The organism is Erythrobacter sp. W36, assembly GCF_057364935.1.
Window position 1 is genome coordinate 1,376,430 of sequence record NZ_CP200281.1, and the last position, 17,649, is coordinate 1,394,078.

At 57.5% G+C, this 17,649-nt stretch carries 23 protein-coding genes; 4 read left to right on the plus strand and 19 right to left on the minus strand.

All coding sequences use genetic code 11. The features are described from left to right. The first annotated feature begins 32 nt into the window (after window positions 1-32). Window positions 33-659: a toxin-activating lysine-acyltransferase gene (locus AC0V6U_RS06675; RefSeq protein ID WP_472645389.1), complete on the plus strand. Its 627-nt coding sequence runs from the start codon at window positions 33-35 to the stop codon at window positions 657-659. An 89-nt stretch (window positions 660-748) separates the two neighbouring features. On the opposite strand, the gene AC0V6U_RS06680 is transcribed toward AC0V6U_RS06675, so the two are convergent. From AC0V6U_RS06680 to AC0V6U_RS06770, 19 genes are all read right to left on the minus strand, one after another. Next, a complete protein-coding gene (locus AC0V6U_RS06680; RefSeq protein WP_472645390.1) occupies window positions 749-2,248 on the minus strand; it encodes an HlyD family type I secretion periplasmic adaptor subunit in 1,500 nt (499 codons plus the stop codon). Further along, window positions 2,245-4,455 (minus strand): type I secretion system permease/ATPase, encoded by a 2,211-nt coding sequence (locus tag AC0V6U_RS06685; RefSeq protein WP_472645391.1) that lies wholly within the window; start codon window positions 4,453-4,455, stop codon window positions 2,245-2,247. The genes AC0V6U_RS06680 and AC0V6U_RS06685 overlap by 4 nt, the downstream gene beginning before the upstream one ends. 238 nt (window positions 4,456-4,693) lie before the next feature. Continuing rightward, window positions 4,694-4,999: a YciI family protein gene (locus tag AC0V6U_RS06690; protein ID WP_472645392.1), complete on the minus strand. Its 306-nt coding sequence runs from the start codon at window positions 4,997-4,999 to the stop codon at window positions 4,694-4,696. Window positions 5,000-5,084: 85 nt separating this feature from the next. Continuing rightward, window positions 5,085-5,207 carry a hypothetical protein gene (locus AC0V6U_RS06695; RefSeq protein ID WP_472645393.1) on the minus strand — a complete coding sequence of 41 codons (123 nt, stop codon included), beginning with the start codon at window positions 5,205-5,207 and terminating at the stop codon, window positions 5,085-5,087. Then, window positions 5,188-5,541, minus strand: coding sequence for a VOC family protein (locus AC0V6U_RS06700; RefSeq protein ID WP_472645394.1), 354 nt, complete (start codon window positions 5,539-5,541; stop codon window positions 5,188-5,190). Before AC0V6U_RS06700 ends, AC0V6U_RS06695 begins: the two co-directional genes overlap by 20 nt. 95 nt (window positions 5,542-5,636) lie before the next feature. Then, complete coding sequence (locus AC0V6U_RS06705; RefSeq protein WP_472645395.1) at window positions 5,637-6,131, minus strand: VOC family protein; 495 nt, start codon at window positions 6,129-6,131, stop codon at window positions 5,637-5,639. Window positions 6,132-6,197: 66 nt separating this feature from the next. Further along, window positions 6,198-6,557: a hypothetical protein gene (locus AC0V6U_RS06710; RefSeq protein WP_472645396.1), complete on the minus strand. Its 360-nt coding sequence runs from the start codon at window positions 6,555-6,557 to the stop codon at window positions 6,198-6,200. Continuing rightward, a complete protein-coding gene (locus AC0V6U_RS06715) occupies window positions 6,554-7,720 on the minus strand; it encodes a class I SAM-dependent methyltransferase (protein ID WP_486169408.1) in 1,167 nt (388 codons plus the stop codon). Before AC0V6U_RS06715 ends, AC0V6U_RS06710 begins: the two co-directional genes overlap by 4 nt. A 180-nt stretch (window positions 7,721-7,900) precedes the next feature. Continuing rightward, on the minus strand, window positions 7,901-8,224 hold the full coding sequence (locus AC0V6U_RS06720) for an aminotransferase class I/II-fold pyridoxal phosphate-dependent enzyme (RefSeq protein ID WP_472645398.1): 324 nt from the start codon (window positions 8,222-8,224) through the stop codon (window positions 7,901-7,903). Then, window positions 8,187-8,834, minus strand: a complete 648-nt coding sequence (locus tag AC0V6U_RS06725) for an aminotransferase class I/II-fold pyridoxal phosphate-dependent enzyme (protein ID WP_486169409.1) — start codon at window positions 8,832-8,834, stop codon at window positions 8,187-8,189. The genes AC0V6U_RS06720 and AC0V6U_RS06725 overlap by 38 nt, the downstream gene beginning before the upstream one ends. 4 nt (window positions 8,835-8,838) lie before the next feature. After that, window positions 8,839-9,105, minus strand: a complete 267-nt coding sequence (locus AC0V6U_RS06730) for an aminotransferase class I/II-fold pyridoxal phosphate-dependent enzyme (RefSeq protein ID WP_472645400.1) — start codon at window positions 9,103-9,105, stop codon at window positions 8,839-8,841. Between the two features lie 12 nt (window positions 9,106-9,117). Next, window positions 9,118-10,170: a YeiH family protein gene (locus tag AC0V6U_RS06735; protein ID WP_472645401.1), complete on the minus strand. Its 1,053-nt coding sequence runs from the start codon at window positions 10,168-10,170 to the stop codon at window positions 9,118-9,120. After that, the gene (locus AC0V6U_RS06740) at window positions 10,167-10,436 is read right to left on the minus strand and encodes a DUF6356 family protein (protein ID WP_472645402.1); all 270 of its coding nucleotides are present in this window, start codon (window positions 10,434-10,436) and stop codon (window positions 10,167-10,169) included. The genes AC0V6U_RS06735 and AC0V6U_RS06740 overlap by 4 nt, the downstream gene beginning before the upstream one ends. Window positions 10,437-10,733: 297 nt before the next feature. Further along, a complete protein-coding gene (locus AC0V6U_RS06745; protein ID WP_472645403.1) occupies window positions 10,734-11,495 on the minus strand; it encodes a hypothetical protein in 762 nt (253 codons plus the stop codon). A gap of 60 nt (window positions 11,496-11,555) precedes the next feature. Then, complete coding sequence (locus tag AC0V6U_RS06750; protein WP_472645404.1) at window positions 11,556-12,242, minus strand: hypothetical protein; 687 nt, start codon at window positions 12,240-12,242, stop codon at window positions 11,556-11,558. A 51-nt stretch (window positions 12,243-12,293) separates the two neighbouring features. Beyond that, window positions 12,294-13,103, minus strand: coding sequence for a formylglycine-generating enzyme family protein (locus tag AC0V6U_RS06755; RefSeq protein WP_472645405.1), 810 nt, complete (start codon window positions 13,101-13,103; stop codon window positions 12,294-12,296). A 131-nt stretch (window positions 13,104-13,234) separates the two neighbouring features. Further along, complete coding sequence (locus AC0V6U_RS06760; protein WP_472645406.1) at window positions 13,235-13,687, minus strand: c-type cytochrome; 453 nt, start codon at window positions 13,685-13,687, stop codon at window positions 13,235-13,237. Window positions 13,688-13,709: 22 nt separating this feature from the next. Further along, window positions 13,710-14,744, minus strand: coding sequence for a chromophore lyase CpcT/CpeT (locus tag AC0V6U_RS06765; RefSeq protein ID WP_472645407.1), 1,035 nt, complete (start codon window positions 14,742-14,744; stop codon window positions 13,710-13,712). 5 nt (window positions 14,745-14,749) lie between these two features. Then, window positions 14,750-16,258, minus strand: a complete 1,509-nt coding sequence (locus tag AC0V6U_RS06770; protein WP_472645408.1) for a flavin monoamine oxidase family protein — start codon at window positions 16,256-16,258, stop codon at window positions 14,750-14,752. 260 nt (window positions 16,259-16,518) lie between these two features. Between AC0V6U_RS06770 and AC0V6U_RS06775 the strand changes: the two genes are divergently transcribed. The 3 genes from AC0V6U_RS06775 (at window position 16,519) to AC0V6U_RS06785 (ending at window position 17,640) form a co-directional block, all read left to right on the plus strand. Beyond that, window positions 16,519-16,911 carry a tetratricopeptide repeat protein gene (locus AC0V6U_RS06775; protein ID WP_486169410.1) on the plus strand — a complete coding sequence of 131 codons (393 nt, stop codon included), beginning with the start codon at window positions 16,519-16,521 and terminating at the stop codon, window positions 16,909-16,911. A 113-nt stretch (window positions 16,912-17,024) separates the two neighbouring features. Then, complete coding sequence (locus AC0V6U_RS06780) at window positions 17,025-17,156, plus strand: hypothetical protein (protein WP_472645410.1); 132 nt, start codon at window positions 17,025-17,027, stop codon at window positions 17,154-17,156. Next, window positions 17,143-17,640, plus strand: coding sequence for a hypothetical protein (locus AC0V6U_RS06785; protein WP_472645411.1), 498 nt, complete (start codon window positions 17,143-17,145; stop codon window positions 17,638-17,640). Before AC0V6U_RS06780 ends, AC0V6U_RS06785 begins: the two co-directional genes overlap by 14 nt. Window positions 17,641-17,649 lie beyond the last annotated feature (9 nt).

Genomic DNA, 17,649 nt, shown 5'->3' on the forward strand with positions numbered 1-17,649 from the left:
GAACCACTCAGGACATAGGGGATCTCGACACAGTGGCAAAAAGTAAGGGTCGCAACGCCGAAACTAGCAGCGAAGCGCAGGGCTCCGCTGAGCAAACCACAAGCACGCCAGCGCAGCTTGATCCGGAGGTCGCGGAAAAGATCTCCAACCTGCGCAGCCATGTGCGCGAAAGCTTTGGCAAGGTCGTGATGAGCATGATGATGCTGCCGCGCTATCGCCATCAGACGCTGAGCGATTTGCAGCACCTCGTGCTGGAGCCGCTTATCCGCGACCGTGTGGCGATTGCCCAACGCGCTGGTGAAGATGCGGCATCTCACGATGTGGCGGGCGTGGCGATCTGGGCCAGCCTGTCAGACGAGGCCGAGGGCCGCCTGCGCGATCAGATTGCGGGCGGTGTGTGGCCGCTGCGGCTGAAGGCGGAGGATTGGAATTCAGGCCAGAACAACTGGCTGATCGATGTGATCGCCGCCGACAAGAAAGCGACCACCAGCGTGATCGCGAATTTCCGGCAGGTGGTGAAAGAGGGCAGCCTGAAGCTGCATCCTCTGATCACGCGGTTGGTGGATGAAGAGACGCTGAAAGGCATGGGCGCAAGCAAAGCCGCCAGCAATGGCGAACCAGCTCCTGCGAAAGTGCCAGAAGGCGAAACGGTCAACTAGTCCAAACTTGAGTTTGAAAAGATATTGGGGCGCGTTGTTTTGTCAGCGCGCCCTTTTCTTTGTTCAAGACGAGAGAGGCACCACCAGCCTTATCTCTCCCGCCCAGCTTCATCTAAAGCCTTGCTAATTGGTGAGAGCAAATACTGGATGATGCGGCGTTTGCCGGTCTTTATTTCCGCCTGGACAGACATGCCGGGCTGAACCCGGTCGCACAGTGCATGGCGCTTTGGATTGTCGAGTTCACAGGCAAGCTCAATGCGCGCGGCATAGACCAGGCCGGGCTGGACCGGGCGGCCATTGGCATCGCGCGTGCTGCCCGCAGGTTGCTGGCTCTGGTCGATCGCGTCGCGGCTGATATTGGTGACGGTGCCTTCGAGCAGGCCAAAGTCGGTGAAGTTGAACGCTTCGAGTTTTACTGCAACGCGCTGCCCCTCATGGATGAAGCCAATGTCCTTGTTCTGGACAAAGGCCTCGACCGTAATCCCGCTGTTGCAATTGTTCGCATTGCTCGCATCGCCTGAGGTGCACGGCACCACCACCATCAGCGGCTGAGCGGGTTGGACAACGCCGCCCACTGTGCTGACCGCGAGCTGTTGGATCACCCCATCAACGGGAGCGCGCAGCTCCTGATAGCGGCGGCGGCGCTCTGCCTTGCGCAGCTCTTCGCCCGCCATGGTCGCGCGGTCATTGGCCTCGGCCAGATCCGTAACGGCCGTCTTACCAAAGCTGGCGCGCAAATTGCGCATCTCCGCCTCCAGCCTGCCGATGGATGCCTCAGCGCGCATTTTGCTTGCCTGTTGCACTTCGATATTGCGCAAATGCTCGGCGCGAAGCTGCTCGTATTCGAGCAGCCGCAGCTTTGAGAAGAAGCCTTTCTCTGCAAGCTCTGCGCGCGCTTCAAGCTGCTGTGTGATGTAGGGCAGCGCCTCTTCGAGCTTCGCGATCTCAGCATTGGCACCTGCCAGCTCAGCCTCGCTTTCTGCGCGCTGCTGAGACAGAGCGCTGCGCTGAGCCTCAAACTGCGCCACGGCGTTGCGAACGAAGGCCTGCTCGGTGCGGATCGTGTCTGGCGACGTTCCCTCTGGCGCTACAAAACGCGCCGGACGCCCGGCTAGGTGGGCCAGCAAGGCATCATTGCGCGCCTGGATTATCTGCGCAGACATTAGCGATTGCTCACTTTGTGCCTCATCCGCACTCGCGAGCGTCGGGTCGAGCTCAATGAGGAGATCGCCAGCCTTCACAAACTGGCCATTGCGAACGTGGATCGCCCGCACCGCGCCGATCTCGATAGGCTGGACGATCTTCACATTGCCGCCCGGCACCGTCTTTCCAGCGGCGGTCGCAACCACATCGATCCGGCCAAAGATCGCCCAGATAAGCGCGATCACGAACAGCGTGCAGGTGAGCAGCATCAGCCATCTGAGGCCGGGGCTTGCTGGCTTCTCCATGATCTCAAGTGCTGCGGGAAGAAACTCGTGTTCTTCCTTCGGCTTAAAGGCCTTGTCCGCTTCTGTTTGCGCACCCCAGCTTTCACGCAGAACGCCCGCGTGCTTGGCCAAAGTCGGGAATTTATCGCTAAACCAGCTCATGCCGGGTCTGCCAATGCCGCGCCGCCCGTACCCGTATTCAGGCCGGTTTGCTTGGCATACAATTGCGCATAGCGGCCTCCAGCAGCGATCAGTTCTTCATGGCTGCCGGCTTCCGTAATCTCGCCCGCTTCCACGGTGATAATCCGGTCGCATGGGCGCACAGCCGAGAGACGGTGAGCGATGATCATCACAGTGCGCCCTTCCGCAATGCGCGCGAGGTTGTTCTGAATGATCTCTTCGCTTTCCGCGTCGAGCGCACTGGTTGCCTCGTCCAAGATCAGGATGCGCGGATCAGTGATCAGCGCGCGGGCGATGGCGAGCCTCTGCCTCTGACCGCCGGACAAATTGCTGCCGCGCTCTTCGATAATCGTGTCATAGCCGTGCGGGAGAGTGAGGATGAACTCATGCGCCCCAGCCAGCTCAGCCGCCGCAATCACTTTCTCCATGGCGATGGTGGGATTGGCGAGCGCGATATTCTCGCGCACCGTGCGATTGAACAGAATGTTCTCTTGCAGAACCACGCCCACCTGGCGCCTCAGCCAAGAAGGGTCGACCAATGCGAGATCGGTCCCATCGACCAACACGCGGCCCTGTTCAGGCACATAAAGCCGCTGCACAAGCTTCGTGAGCGTGGACTTGCCTGAACCAGACGGACCAACAATGCCCAGCATCTCGCCAGCGCTCACTTCCAAGCTCACTCCGCGTAATGCTTCTGGAGCATCGGGACGATAGCGGAAGCGCACTTTGTCGAATTCAACTTGGCCGGTAATCGGCGGCAGGCTCGCGCGGTTGGGGTTGTGCTCTGGCTCAGCGGGCGCATTGAGGATATCGCCCAAACGGTCGACCGAGATCCGCACCTGCTGAAAGTCCTGCCACAATTGCGAGAGCCGCAGGATCGGCTGCGCAACGCGGCCTGCCAGCATATTAAATGCCACCAGCGAACCGACCGTTAGCTCGCCCGCGATCACCGCTTGAGCGCCAAAGAACAGGATTGCCACAGTGGTCAGTTTGCTGACCAGCTGGATGAGATGGCTGCCCCAATTGGATAGAACCGTAACGTCCCAACCGGTCTGGATATAGCCCGCGAATTGCTTCTCCCAGCGGTCCCGCATGCGCGGCTCAACCGCCATCGATTTCAGGGTTCCAATGCCCGTCACAGTCTCGACCAAAAACGCCTGATTTTCAGCGCCGCGCTTAAACTTCTCATCAAGCCGGGCGCGCAATGGCGGCGTGATAAAGACTGAGATCAGCACATAAAGCGGAATCGTCAGCGCGACGATCAGCGTCAGCATTGGTGAGTAGAAATACATCACCGCAAAGAAAACTAGGGTGAAGAATAGATCGATCACCACCGTCACTGCATTGCTGGTGAGGAAGTTGCGAATGTTCTCCAACTCGCGAACGCGCGCCACGCTGTCGCCAACCCGGCGGGCTTCAAAATAGCTCAGCGGCAGGGCGACCAAATGCCTGAAGAGCGAAGCAGAAAGCTCTGCATCGACCCTGTTAGAAGTGTGCGCAAACAACCAGTTCCTTAGCGCCGACAGCATGGTCTCGAACACCAGCACCGTCGCAAGACCAATCGCGAGCACCTCCAGCGTTGTCATCGCCTGGTTGACCAGGACTTTGTCGATTACGAGCTGGAAGAAGATCGGCGATGCAAGCCCCACCAATTGCAAGAAGAAGCTGCCAATCAATACATCGCGCAATGCCTTGCGATACTTGACCAGCGCCGGGATAAACCAGCTGATGTCAAAGGCGCGCTTCTCACCCGCAATCCGCTCACGACTTGTCATCAAAAGCAGGTCAGCTTTGCCGCTAGAAAGGTCGAATTCGCTGGCGATCTTGTCAGCGTCCCATATCTCTGGGCGCTCGCCATCGGGCAACAAGATCATATAGCGATCGCCGGTGTCGGCGTTCTCATCAATCTTGAGCAGAATGGCAGCTTTGCCATCATTTAAAGAAACAAGAGCCGGCAATGGCTGCTTCGCCAACTCGGCCACATCGCAGCTTTTACGCCGCGCAATCAGGTCAAGTTTCTTTGCGATCCGAATAAGGTCGTTGAAATTGTAAGGGTTATCGCCCTGCCCGCGATCATGGTGGATCTGCGCCGGTTCAGCAGGCATGCCCAGAAACTGCGCGAGCAAAACAAAGCTCGCCAGTACTGGATCGACGGAATCCGCCGAAGTATTGCTGCTCGAATCTGACATGGATTATTGCGACTACCCCTAAGGCACCTTTATGCGCCAAAAGTGTAGATGCAAAGTAAAGAGTATCGTGAACTGCAACGGGCTGTCGCAAAAGTAGCGTCGGATTGCGCCAGAAGTGTTTGCGACTAAACGTCGGTGCGTAATGGAAAAGTGAAACAATTGAGAGGTTTCAAAGTTGTCGCCGCTCGGCTTTGCTGCGTTTCGCCGCAGAGCGAAAATCTCGGAGGGGTGGCCTAACTCACCCCTTCCAAGTCACTCCGCCGACCCAATCGCCAGCCACTGCGCGGAATTCTGATGTGCGGATCGATTGCCATACACCAGCGCTGAAGTAGGGGTCGGCTTCAAATTTGGTGCGGGCCTCCTCTTCGCCATCTGCCTTGATGACCAGCAGTGAGCCGGTTGTTTCCTCATCCTGTTTGAGCGGTCCAGCCACGGCATAGTCATCGATATGCGCCTCGACATGGGCCAAATGCTCGGCGAGGAATTTCTCGCGTAAGGCTGGGCCGTTCTCACCATCGCGGCAGTAGAAAGCATAAAATGGCATTGTCATCCTCTGGTTGTTCTAAGTTCTGTGTCGCGGCAGGCGGAGCAATGGCGCACAGGAATTGGCCCGGAAACCCGCGCTCATTTTAGGTGCCTGGAAAACTGTAAATCACGATCAGATTGTCGTCAAAATCGACGATCCCAATCTCGCGCCCTACCCTACCATCGGGCGTTTTGAGAACTTCTTCGTCATAGACAGTCAGCCCCAAATTGCGCGCGCTTAGCCATCACCGCATCGGGATCGTACGTTTCGAGCACGATAGCGCTGCGCCGTGGATGCGGTGCGGGCTCAAGGGTCATGCCCTTCACCTCAGTCAATGCCATCACGCGGCGCTGGTCTGGCAGGTTGAGCGTAACAAATCCAAGCTGAGCACTATCGGGCACGTCGAAGACCGAGCGGGAGTAGCTGTCCGGATTGTCCCCAAGCCGGTACTCGACCTCAAAGCCCAGAACACCTTCATAAAAGGTCAGCGCGCGGTTTAGATCGGCCACCACGAAATTTCCGCGCTGGAAACGCACAGGAGCCTGTTCAGAGACAGCCATTGTTTAGTTTCTCCATGGTCAGATCGGTATCAATCGCCAAACGCGGGACGAAGCGTAACTTGCAATCATCCCTTGCGCCAACTTGCACCTCGAGCTCAAGCCTCGTGGATGCGGACCACTTCGTTCACTTCGAAGAAATTGCCATCGAGGTCCCAAAAACTCGCCCCGATCATATCCTTCTTAAGTCCGTTGGCTCCGGTCACTGTCCATTCGACTGGTTCTGCGTGTATCCGTGAACCAGCAGCGCGAGCGCGCTCGACTGCGCCCTTAGTGTCCTTCGATGCGACCACAAAAATCGGTGTGCCGAAGGGAATTTCCGTCGGCAGCTCAGCGGGAATGTCATCCCTCACCGGATCAACCCATTGCAGCAGACCGATCATGCCGATTTCATCATGATCTGCCTTCATGATGATGAGGCGCGTCTGGTCGCCCTTCTTGCCTGATGCCAGTTGATCGCCAGACAAAGTGAACGGCGTGTCCATCCAGCGTGTCATGCCTAAAACGCTCTCGTACCACTGAGCCGCCTTTTCGGCGTCTCGCACAATTACGGTCGTGCGCTTGATCCTGTCGATGTCGGTCGTCTCAGGCATTTCTGGCCCTCTCCCTGTCACGCACGCTGGGCCACCCTGCCCCGCGCCCGTCTTGTCAAAAGCGTGCTAGTCGCGGGCCAGCTTCTCAACGATATCCATGATCGGAGGATCGTCCGCTTCCATCGCTTCGACATGTTGCTGAAATCCGCGCATGATCCGCGAGACATAGGCGCGTGTGGCAAGGCCTCGCTCTTCACCTGCCGCCCGATCAGGCTGATAGGTTTCGATGTCGCCGCGGCTTATCGTGCCGTTTTCATCGAGCAGCCGCTCCACCGTGTCCTGCCTCTCACGCAAGGCCGAAACCTCAGCGGCGAGCGCAAAGACGGTCGAGTAAAGGCGGTCGAGCGCAGGGTCTTCGAAATACTCAGGGCGCTTGCCCTTGGCCCGGCGTCCAGACAGCGCGACCCAGTCGATCGGATCGCTCATGCTGCGGCCGCCTGTTCAGCTGGTTTCCAAGCGCCATAGGCGTTCCATATGGCCGCCCTGCCGAAGTCCTCTTCGCCATCATCGGGCGACGGCGGGAAAATCTCGGGGTCAGCGACCGCCCGCACACCAGCAACGAATTGGCTTTCGCGCGGGAAACCTGCGCCAGCCATCACGTCTTTCAGGTCCCGGCCATGCATAGCGGACCAGAATGGCTCGTTATTGTTGAACGCATCCCAGTCGCGCATGAACTGCTCAAACAAGGGCATGTCATCGGAATATTGCGGCTGCTCAATATGCAGGATCAGCCCGCCCGGTGTCAGCACGCGGTTTGCCTCTGCCAGCAATTTCGGCATCGCTTTAGAAGACAGCTCATGCAGAAACATGGTGGTCTGAACCCAATCAAAAGTGCCATCGGCCCAGCGCGAAAGATCCTCGCCAGAGGCCTGTACGAATTTGATATTGGTAACGCCCATCGCCGCCGCGCGCGCCGCGCCATAGCGAAGGGAAGCTGCGGCGGTGTCGATCGCAATCACTTCAGCATCTGGAAACGCCTGCGCAATCGGCACAGCGTTATGGCCGACCGTGCAGCCGATATCGAGGATCCGCTTCGGCTGCCAATCGGGGCGTTCTTTCTTGGCCCATTCGACCACGGCCTGTCCGCCGCCATCGTTCAAGCCGCCCAGCGCACCGCCAGTGGTCGCAAACAGGCCGACGTCGTAATTCGCGCCGACGGTGACATCGCCCGAGCGCTCTTCGCTGTGATAGCCGCCAGGCTGGCAGTGAATGTCGACCGCTGTCTGGTAATGCGGTTGCTCCACCGCCGGATCGAGTTCGAGCAGGCCGGAGCTGTCGATATATTGCTCAGCCATCGCATCAAGCTCATCAAGCTGGCGAAGGACCGCTTGCTGACCATTGTGCTGGCGCATTTCCATCGAGTTGCGCTTCATCGCGGACCACATGCGGTGCCAATCATTCTGGTTCATCGCATCGCGGATTTCATAGCGGTGTTCAGGATCGCGGCCATGCTCCGCGCGAAACGCAGGCAGGACCTCGTTCTCATAAGCAAGCTTATTGCCAGCCCCAACGCCGCCCGACAGGAACCGGTTGAAGTGGGTAAGAAAGTTGAAGCGAGCCGCCTCGTCGTGATTGGTGCGCGGCATCATCGGATGACGCGTTAGGGCCGTGTACGGTGGGGGAAGATCGGATGCCATGCTTCTAACCTCAAAAGTTGTCCGGACAAATTTGCCCGCCCGTAGTGACTATGTCAATCGCAAAGCACCGCCGTCCAGTGCAAATTGAGCCTTCGGCCGCTCAATACCCTGACTTGCCAGCACAGAACGCACTTATGCCTGAGCGACGTCTATCAACTCAGGCTGCGGCAACACTGCTTTCACCGCCGATACAAACCGCTCAGCGGTGGAGGAGGATAGTCCAGCCAGATTGATCCGCCCTGTTGGCGGCATGTATATCGCATGATCCCGCGCGAGCACATCGGTCACCTCAGCGCCGAACGGCAGTAGCGAGAAAATACCCTTCGTTCGCCAAATCGTGCGTAGCGCCGGGTGATTGTCTGCAGCGGTACGAATGAACTCACGCAGATCAGTCATTCTGGCGCGCATAGATGCTAGCTCAGCTTGCCAATCTGCTTTCAGTTTCTCGTCCGCCAATATTGTGCCAATGACCTGCGCGCCGTGGGCCAGCCGGCGCAGAGTAGTTGACCCGCGCCAGAATCTCGGCGGTCGATTGCGCAAGCTCTGCGGATTGCTTGTCGCGGCTTTTGATGAACAGAACACCGATCCGATCTCTATAGAGCCCGAAGGCTTTCGAGCCGGACATGATCAAGAAGCACTCGGGCAATTGTTCAATCAGAGCGCGCAGCGCGGTCATATCATCCGACAGGGCATTGCCGAGGCCATAATAGGCGGCATCGATCAGGGGAATGACGCCTTTCGCCGCGGCGTGCGTGAGTAATTCCCCAACGGCCTGATTATGGAGATCAAGACCCGTGGGATTGTGGCATGGGCCATGCACAATTAGCACGTCCCCACTGCTAGCTTTCTCGAGCGAGGCAAGCGCATTTTCGAGCGACGCATCGCCGCCTTGCGCATCCAAATAGTCGTATGTGCTCACCGGAATTTTCAGCCGGTCGCAGATGCCCTGGTGATTGGGCCAGCTCGGCACCCCTAGATGCACAGTCAGTTTCGGATTGGCCTTTTGCGCAAGTTCCAGCGCCAGTCTGATCCCGCCAGTGCCGCCAACCGATTGGACAGCAGCCACAACTTCAGGCCGCACAGCCGGCGAACAGTAGCTCGCTCATTCCGCGCAAAAAAGAGGGCTCACCGGCAAGCGGCAGATAGGCTTTGGTCTCATTCGTTTTGCTAAGATGCGCCTCGGCCTGGCGAACACAGCGCATCACCGGGGACAATCCGTCTTCGTCGCGATAGACGCCAACACCGAGGTCGAGTTTGTCAGGCCTGCTATCCGCGGCAAAAGCGGCGGCTGTCGCATAGAGCGGGTCCAGCTTTGGCGGCTCCAAGGTCTCAAACATAGGCGATCTCGCTCAGAAGAAAGTTGGGAATGAGGCGAGAACAAGCAATGCAAAAACCGCCAATGAAATCGTCGGGATTACCAGCATTGTGACAGGCGCCCAACCAATCTTGCAGAGCGCCTGAACCGAGGTCAAACACCCTAACGCAGCGATTGCCATAAGCAGCAAAGCTTTGCCAGCATCGACAATGCCGTCCAGCACGATCGGCGCGATGAGGCCAGAGCTGGCGATGATCGACAGGGCGACAAAACCAAGCAGGAAAACCGGGAAGAGTTGCGCCCGTCCGCCAGCCATACCCGCAGCTTTGCCAGCGGAGGTTTTGGACATGGAATAGGCGATGATCGCAACGACTGGGAGAAGGCAAGAGACGCGCACCAGCTTGACCATTGTGGCCGTTTCTCCGGCGGCGTCAGACACCATATAGCCCGCGCCCACAACCTGAGCGACATCATGGATAGCCGCGCCAAAAAAGATGCCAGCGGCTTTGTCGCTCATACCGAAATAGGCTGTGATCAAGGGATAAAGGAGCATTGCAATCGTGCTAAGCGCGGTCACTCCGATCACAGCTACAAGCGTCTTGGAATTGTTTTCTTCGGTTTGCGGCAAGGCTGCAGAAATCGCGAGCGCAGCAGACGCACCACAAATGGCCACCGCCCCGCCAAACAAGAGGCCGGATGCCGTGTCGCTCCGCAGCACTCGCGCAGTGGCGCAGCCTACCGCAATCGTGAACGCGACGCAGATCATGCAAAGGATCAGGACAGGCCAACCAAGCGCCGCAATGTCGCTGGCGATGACGCCAGCGCCGAGGCACGCAACGCCTATTCTCAGCATCTTCTTCGCGGCGAGATTGAGGCCTGGCCTCACTACCTGCCCAGATACAAGCGGCTGCGCAGCAAGGCCAAACAGAAGTGCGAGCAGGATGCTTGGCAAACCAGCGAAGCCCGCGACCACATAGGCGCTGACCGACAATACAATTGCCTGCGCAAGACCGGGTACGAAGCTGTAAAGTGCAGCCCCACCCTGCCCCAAACGCGTGTCCGCCAGGTTTTTGGACACGAGGGTCATTTCAGGCGCTGGACCTCAAGACCTGAGGTGTCCGCCGGAAGGCTGCGATCGTCAGCCTTATGATCGGTGCGATGGCGAACCATCCGATCATGCAGGGTGCAAATGGTCTCACTTCCCGTGCTCTTAAACCAGAAAGGGAAGATGCCATGCAGCAGACAAGCGATGCCTGCCATGCACATGCGCCAACCAAAGCCGCTCGCCATTGCCAGGTGCTGGACGTAAGTTTCACCAACTGACTCGGGGTGTTCTGTAAAAAGCCGTTTCACGCAAATCCTCGCAATTCCAGTTCGAATTTGACGCGTTCTAACTCGCTAGTGAGAGAAAAGGCTCCTAAGGTTGCTGCTAATTTGCCCCATGAATAGAAAAATAATCTACCATTTACTCTTTCTGGCGTCGATAAATTCTATCGCAGAAGCCAAATAGGCTCACACCGTTTACCGGCGAGAAATCTTGGTGATTCCCAAAGCTATTTGAGAGGTGCCGAAGCCAACTTGGAGCAGTCCAATCAGGCCTGATTGGCAGCCCTGACAGTCCGCGTGGCAGACTGCCATTGCGGCAGGGTCTTATCGCACTACGAAGCTCGACCGGTCGACCCCGCTATTGCCATTTCGCGGGTCGAACGCGGTAACCAACACCTCGTAAATGCCGAGCTCTTTTGACGGCACTTGGACCGAGTACGTGCTGGGCTTTCCAGTGTAAGGCATGGAGAGTTCTTCATACTCCCCGCCATCGCGGCGAACATGCGCGGTGACTTCGATCTTATCAGAATCCCACGTGCCACCAGGGGATGTCGGGCAGCCGCAAATCATCACGACATTTGCGGTAATCGTCATCATCTCGCTTTTGTCTTCAACGTAGCGATGCGCGCCCGGCGCCAGAATATCGACAGCGAACCCGGGCACTTCGATCATCCATCCATCGCCCGCGTCCACATGCTTGCCCGGCAACACCCAGCGAGTCGAAGAGGCTTCCGCTTTTGCCTGGGCCTGCGCGTTCGGGCCGCTCACGGTCACCCGGATCCGGCGCGGCTCCGCTATGTCCAGGGTCGATACATAAACGGCGCTGTTATCGTCCGATATCTGACCATAACGAGCGCGCGGCTGACGAATGATCACGTCGGTGTTGCCCGTCGTCCCAGTCGTGACACCCGTATCCAGGATTTCGCCGGTATCGGCATCCTCGACGATGACGTTCATGCCCGACATGCTGCTACCGATGAACTTCGCATCCTGGGTCAGCGCCCGGATTTCCAACAGGGTTTCTTCAGCGGCGAGCGGGCTGCAAACAAAGCCAAGTGCCAATGCGCCCAAGATTGCATTTTTCATCTCAGTGCTCCCGTAATTTGGAACCGCCACATGTTGGCAGTTCGCTCTGTGCCGGTACTGCTAGACCGGCTTAACATTCCCAAGAAACGCGGTCGCAAGCAGCAGTGCGTAGACAACCCAAACCCAAAAACGGCTGCGGTTCATTGTTTTCAAGAGCGGGATCTCGGTTTCATCCGATGACCCCTCTTCAACCAATTTCATCAGACGCGGTCCGACCGGTTTGAACGCGACATCGATCATAATGGCTGCGGCAAATATGAGGCCGAACATCAGCGCCTTGTTCGCAAGCCAGGTCATCATCAGCGGCTCGCCTGTGGCCAGCGACACTGCGCCGAGTACCAAGTAAAATGCGGTGAGACCGATCTTCAGCGCGAACTCGATCTTGCGATCCCTGGCAGCACGCGGTGTTTGATCGTGCATATGCGCGTCCCAGACGAGAGTGAGCCAGAATGCCCCGACGAGCCATGTGAGGCCGACGGCCCAGACTGGCAGATCCCAGTAACCTCCGGAATAGACCATCGTGATCGTAATCGGCACCATCAGAGCCCACGCCGTGCGCGGGACCATGTCGAGATTGACCAGCAATTGCAGCAGCACAAGGCGCTTTGGCAGATCGTACTTATGCCGTTTGCGAAATTCCTGACCCAGCATGAAAACGCCAACGTCTGCCCCGAGCCAGAGCACGAACAGCAGGAGATGAATAAAGACCAAAAACTGATACGTCGAAAATCCAAGTACTTCGATCATGTCATGTCCCCCAACCTCGTCGCGTTTTCAACTTTCAAACGAGCGAGGTGATTATTCGATTGTTAGCGCGACGCGAAAGCCCAGCAATTGGCTGTGATAAATCGCATAGTCGCCAGCCTGCGCAGCCGCTCTGGTCCAGTCCGTTCCGGAAACCCAGCTCGCGCCGCGCGGCACACGGCGATCGCACTCGCCATTGTCCTCAGCGAGCCACGCACTACCATCCAGCGGAGCGTTTGACGCATCGCGGTGAAGGCAATCGTCGGTCCATTCCCACACATTGCCCAGCATATCATACAGGCCCCATGGGTTGGGTTTGTACTTGGCGACGGGAGCGGTCCGCTCATACCCATCATCGCAATCGAAGGTCGGCGCAAATGTGTGGGTCCGCCGCAGGTTTCTATCCGCAACATTGGCATAGGTGCAGGCGTCGCGATTGGCCGTACCCCAGAACCACGGCCCCCGTGTCCCGGCCCGCGTCGCGTATTCATATTCTGCCGATGAAAGCAGGCGATAAGGCTTGCCAGTCTTGGCCGCGAGCCACTGCGTATACGCCGTCGCATCGACATGGCTGACGCAAACCACGGGATGGGAATCGTTTTGCGGATAGCCCGCGCTTTCCCAACTGTTCGCCCGGTCATATCCCATGATCCGATAGGTCGACCACGTGTTGCAGCCATCCTCCGCCATCTTGTGACCGGTCTCTGCCATAAAGGCGCGGTATTGCCCGCGTGTTGTCTCGGTCCGGGCAACTGCTAGGCGGTAATCAAACGTGACCTCGCGCAGGTCCATATCGCCGCGCTTACGATTGGCTTCATAGGGTTCAGCACCGAGCATCGCCTTGCCAGCCGGCAGCTCGATCATATCTGGGCACTCTTCGCAGTCGCTAAACGATGGCGGCGCAGCTGCTTCATCAGCGCCAGCGTCTTGAGCAAATGCTGCACTCGAAAGCTGGAGCGTCAATGCAGCGCATGCAACCAGAGAGCCCAGCTGCCTCATTTGGTTTCTGCTTCGAGATATTCGATCAATGCGGCCCGCTCTTCAGGATCGGCGATCCCTGCGAAAGCCATCTTGTTTCCTGGAACGAAGTTCACCGGGGACTCGATCCACTTGTCCAGTGCCTCAGCATCCCAAGTCAGGTCGGTCGCACCAAGCGCGTCAGAAAAGACGTAACCTTCTTTTGCGCCCGCCTTCGCGCCGAACAGACCATACAGGTTTGGACCCGTGAGGTGCGCCGCGCCTTCTTCAAGAGTATGGCAACTGCGGCATTTCAGGAAGGCAATTTGGCCCTTGTTTGGCTTTGCTGGAGCGGCAGTCTCCGTGCCGCCAGCCGTATCAGCAACCGCAGCTGGCGCATCGCCAGCGTCAGATGAGGTGCCCGCGTCTCCGCCGCATGCAGCAAGTGCGAGTGAGAAGGCGACCACGGCCGCGAGAGACTGATATTTCATGAGACTTGCTTCCAATTCGTTATTAATCTTCGAGAAGTTCCAGAGGCTGGCGGAACGTGTATCCATCGCGGTGGCAGAAGGCACCGATGGACTCCGCACGCACTCCAACGGTGCGCGCATCTGGATCGTTCACGCTAAAAGCGACCGAGCGGGTCTCACCTTTTTCGCGCAATGCGAAATAGATGAAATCGGGCCGAGTCTCGTAATAGTCGTATTCCTTTTCGCGCATGAAAATCTCATACGCTTTGCCGTCGCTGTCGCGCGTTGCGGTGACTGTGCCGCCTTGGCTGTGGAGCGAGAGTCCTTCGATCACCTGGCCTTCAAACTGATTGTTGGCGAAGAAATAGAACGAGCAATTGAACGGCAGCGCGCGGCGCATTTCATAGGGTTTATCGCGTTGAGCCCCGGCAAAATGGCTATCATCTGATACCCGGAAAGTGGCATCAACGCGCCAATATTTGTCGGGGGACAGCCACATGTCATGCACCGAATAACGGCGATCTTCACCTTCACCAAAGACGCAAGCCTTGGGGGCCATAGAGCCTTCGAATTGGCTGGCGACGCGCTTCCATGTGACATCACAAGTGTCAATGAAGGACACGTCCTCAGGTGTTAAACCGGCGAGCTTTTCTGGCTCCTGATAGCCGCCTGCGTAGGCTTCCGGTGATTTGAAAAAACCCTGCTGCATCCGGACTTGCCGGGTCTCGCCGTCGGTTGAGAAAATGACCAATCGTTGCCGGAAGATCTGGCTGGGGTCGCTCTCGCGATATTCCTCGACGTAGAAAACATGCTCGCCAAACTGCGGCAAGTCGACGCGCTTGTGCATGGTATGGATACGGTCAAACTCTTCGCTTGTCCGGCCTTTGTACCCTTCCATCTCCTGGAACCAGCGCTGCTCTTCATTGTCGAAGCGGCCCTCAAACCAATCGGTGAGCAGCAGCAGGTCGCGCGTCATTGGGTCGTTGTCAGCGGCAAGCACCGGCTGAGCGGCCAGCAGTCCGCCACCCAAGACGGATGCGAGTGCCAGCCGCCCCAAATTGCTCCATCCCATCGGCATGATCGTTACACCCTTTGCAAGAGATCCGTCGCGGCGCGCTCGCCAGATTCGAATGCGCCTTCCATGCCCCGCTCCAGCAATGCGGTGTGCTCACCAGCAAAGTGGATATTGCCGTGCGGATCGCGCATTTTACCGGCGTAGGCTTGGATTTGCCCGGGACGCCAGAACACCCAGTCGCCCGCCCCGTGAACGTCGCGGTGGCACGACTGAACCATAATCGGCTTCAGTGCGCCTTTGGTCGATGGGCGAATGCGCTCAAGCTCAGCCAGAGTGTGGGCATAGATCGCCTCGTCTGACATCATTTCATATTTGAAAGCTTCATCGCCGTTGATGAATGCGAGGGCCGAGGTGACTTCGTCGCCTTCACCTCTGCGTAGAACCGCAAAGCGTTCAAATGGTGCATCGGTCCACATGCTGGCTGGCAAACCATCATCTTCCCAGAAATTGCGTTCGACGAGGAAGTGCACCTGGAGCGAGATACCATAGTCAATTTCGCGGATAGCATTGTCCATCCAGGCTGGAAGGCGCGGCGCGAATTTGACCGCGTTCAGCACCGGATAGGGGATAGAGCAGACCACCTGCTTCGCGCGGTAGGTGGTGCCGTCGTGGCAATTCACCTCAACCTTGCTGCCATCATCATCAAAGCCGAACACCGACTTCTCGAGCAGCACTGGGTTGTTCAGCTTCTCGGCCATCTTGTCGATGATCAACGTGTTCCCGCCTCGGATCTGCTGGACTGCCGGTAAATCGGGACGAGCCTTTGCCATCGCGCTGTTAAAGTCATTGACCGCATAACGGCGCAGCTCATGCAGAGCGGATGTGTTGTCGATGTTATCTGTGTGGATGATGATATTCATCAGCTCGACAGTCTGCTCGTCATAGCCGCGCTGATTGCGCAAATAGTCGCTAAACGGAATGTCGTATTGAGCGTATTCAGGCTTGATCCAATCGTCGAGCGGCTTGCCCTTCAGTGGATTGTCGCGGTTGGTCAGCTCCCAAAGCATGCGATCGGGAAGCAGCTCCCGATTGTCGCCAGTCAGCGTGTTGAGAGCGTGTCCAGCCCACTCGTCTCTCGTGAATTGCTGTCCCTTCAGATGATAGAGTTTTTCTGAGTCAATAAAGCCTGGTTCCGGCTCAAACAATTCAAGATCAAGCCGGCGTGCGGTGTCGAGCATTCTGGCATAGTTGCCTCCGATGAGCTCGCCCGCAGCCTCCGGCTTTCCGGGAATATCCATGAGCGTGTAGACGCGTCCACCAAGGCGGTTGCGCCCCTCAAGGACTAGGACATCAAGCCCCTGTTCCTGCAATAGGTTGGCCGCGTGAAGGCCGGACAGCCCCGCCCCAACCACAATCGCATCATACACATGTTCGCTAGAGGCAGTTTTCGGTGCGGCAGCTTCGCCAGCGCAGCCAGCAATCGCGAGCGCGCCAAAGGCCGTTCCGCCCGCAACAAAAGTCCTGCGGCTGAATTTATCAAGCACGTTGATATGCTTCTTACCACCTGAATCTGACACCAAAACTCTCCTAAACCGCTATAAAGCCCGCACCTTTATCACATAGGCGGGCTGTCAAAACAGACTACTCCAGAGCGACGCAATTGGACACGAACGCCGAACAGAAGCTTGCCTTTCTGATGCATGGATGTATCCATTATGGAAGTCAATAGATACATATGTGAATTGTAATGTACGAAAAAACGCAACTAAAGTACGCGAATGACCGGCGGCCTACTCGGCCAAAGCTGTCGAGGGCAGGTCGAGCTTTAGCGCCATGCATGGCGCTGTTGACCTGTATATCGATGTATTCACCAGCAGTCGGGCAAACCGCTGAGCGTTCCAATGGTGAAACAGCAGAGACCTCACGCACGCTTCTATATGATGCGGAAACGCGGTTCGAATACCCAAAGGCCGTTGCAGCCTTGCAAGAAGCGCTGGGTGCCGATCCGAAAAATGCATCAATCAGGCTTGATCTTGCCTATGCGCACCTCAAGATTGGTCAGGCCGATGATGCGGCTGCCGTTCTTGCCCCGCTCCGCGCCGATACTTTCAAACTGCGCGAAGATGAGCGCCTGAGGCTTGCCGCGCTTGAGGCGAAAGCGAACCTCGATACAGAAGCCGAAATCTCAGCATGGCGAGCGCTTCTTGCGCACACCCCCGATGATCGATGAGCTTGGTATGATCTCGCAGCGGCGCTGAGCATCTCCGGCTCTTGGACGGAGTCAGCCAGCGCAGCGAAGAAAGCATGGGCCGCAGAGCCAAGAGCCGAGAAATGGAATGCCTCGTGGATCTGCTACCTCCATTCCAAGGCGCATTATCGCGCGGGCGACTATGCGAAGGCATCGGCTACCGCAAAACCGTGCCTGTCTTCGGATACGACCCGCCGCTCGACATTCTACCGCATGGCTCTGGCTGATGCGAAGCTAGGCGGCGAAGAGGCGATCCAGCCGTTGTTCGATCAATATATCGACATTTCGGGCGCGGATGGTCGCAACAATTCCAACTACACTCTCCTGAACATTGCTCTGTTTCATTTTGAACTTGGCGACGCGGCGAAAGCGGCAAAGCTTGCGGAACAGGCGTGGCAATCCGAGAACAGCGCCTATGGCTTCTGGACTCTCGTCTACAGCCTTGCAGAGAGCGGGCGGCCCGAAGAGGCCTTGCGCTTAAGCCGAGACTACGGCGCACAATATAGTGATAACGCCATGGCTTTGGCCGCCATTGGCTGGGCCAACTACCGGGCGGGCGACCTGACGGCTGCGAGAGCACATCTCTCTCAAGCAAGTGAAGTCAGCAAGCGCCCCAACCGAGTGATCGACAACCAACTTGCGCTGGTCGAGCGCGCTATCGCAGCGGGTCCAAACGCTCGCCCCGCCCCTCAATTGCCATGGCTGGATTGAAACATGCGC

What these genes read in the sequence shown, in the direction of transcription:
- AC0V6U_RS06680 (WP_472645390.1), bottom strand. Translation starts at nt 2,248, where the DNA reads ATGAGCTGGTTTAGCGATAAATTCCCGACTTTGGCCAAGCACGCGGGC.
- AC0V6U_RS06700 (WP_472645394.1), bottom strand. Translation starts at nt 5,541, where the DNA reads ATGGCTGTCTCTGAACAGGCTCCTGTGCGTTTCCAGCGCGGAAATTTC.
- AC0V6U_RS06715 (WP_486169408.1), bottom strand. Translation starts at nt 7,720, where the DNA reads ATGATGCCGCGCACCAATCACGACGAGGCGGCTCGCTTCAACTTTCTT.
- AC0V6U_RS06745 (WP_472645403.1), bottom strand. Translation starts at nt 11,495, where the DNA reads ATGAAAAATGCAATCTTGGGCGCATTGGCACTTGGCTTTGTTTGCAGC.
- AC0V6U_RS06755 (WP_472645405.1), bottom strand. Translation starts at nt 13,103, where the DNA reads ATGATCGAGCTGCCGGCTGGCAAGGCGATGCTCGGTGCTGAACCCTAT.
- AC0V6U_RS06775 (WP_486169410.1), top strand. Translation starts at nt 16,519, where the DNA reads ATGGCGCTGTTGACCTGTATATCGATGTATTCACCAGCAGTCGGGCAA.
- AC0V6U_RS06735 (WP_472645401.1), bottom strand. Translation starts at nt 10,170, where the DNA reads ATGACCCTCGTGTCCAAAAACCTGGCGGACACGCGTTTGGGGCAGGGT.
- AC0V6U_RS06710 (WP_472645396.1), bottom strand. Translation starts at nt 6,557, where the DNA reads ATGAGCGATCCGATCGACTGGGTCGCGCTGTCTGGACGCCGGGCCAAG.
- AC0V6U_RS06750 (WP_472645404.1), bottom strand. Translation starts at nt 12,242, where the DNA reads ATGATCGAAGTACTTGGATTTTCGACGTATCAGTTTTTGGTCTTTATT.
- AC0V6U_RS06785 (WP_472645411.1), top strand. Translation starts at nt 17,143, where the DNA reads ATGGCTCTGGCTGATGCGAAGCTAGGCGGCGAAGAGGCGATCCAGCCG.
- AC0V6U_RS06730 (WP_472645400.1), bottom strand. Translation starts at nt 9,105, where the DNA reads ATGTTTGAGACCTTGGAGCCGCCAAAGCTGGACCCGCTCTATGCGACA.
- AC0V6U_RS06705 (WP_472645395.1), bottom strand. Translation starts at nt 6,131, where the DNA reads ATGCCTGAGACGACCGACATCGACAGGATCAAGCGCACGACCGTAATT.
- AC0V6U_RS06685 (WP_472645391.1), bottom strand. Translation starts at nt 4,455, where the DNA reads ATGTCAGATTCGAGCAGCAATACTTCGGCGGATTCCGTCGATCCAGTA.
- AC0V6U_RS06760 (WP_472645406.1), bottom strand. Translation starts at nt 13,687, where the DNA reads ATGAAATATCAGTCTCTCGCGGCCGTGGTCGCCTTCTCACTCGCACTT.
- AC0V6U_RS06690 (WP_472645392.1), bottom strand. Translation starts at nt 4,999, where the DNA reads ATGCCATTTTATGCTTTCTACTGCCGCGATGGTGAGAACGGCCCAGCC.
- AC0V6U_RS06765 (WP_472645407.1), bottom strand. Translation starts at nt 14,744, where the DNA reads ATGCCGATGGGATGGAGCAATTTGGGGCGGCTGGCACTCGCATCCGTC.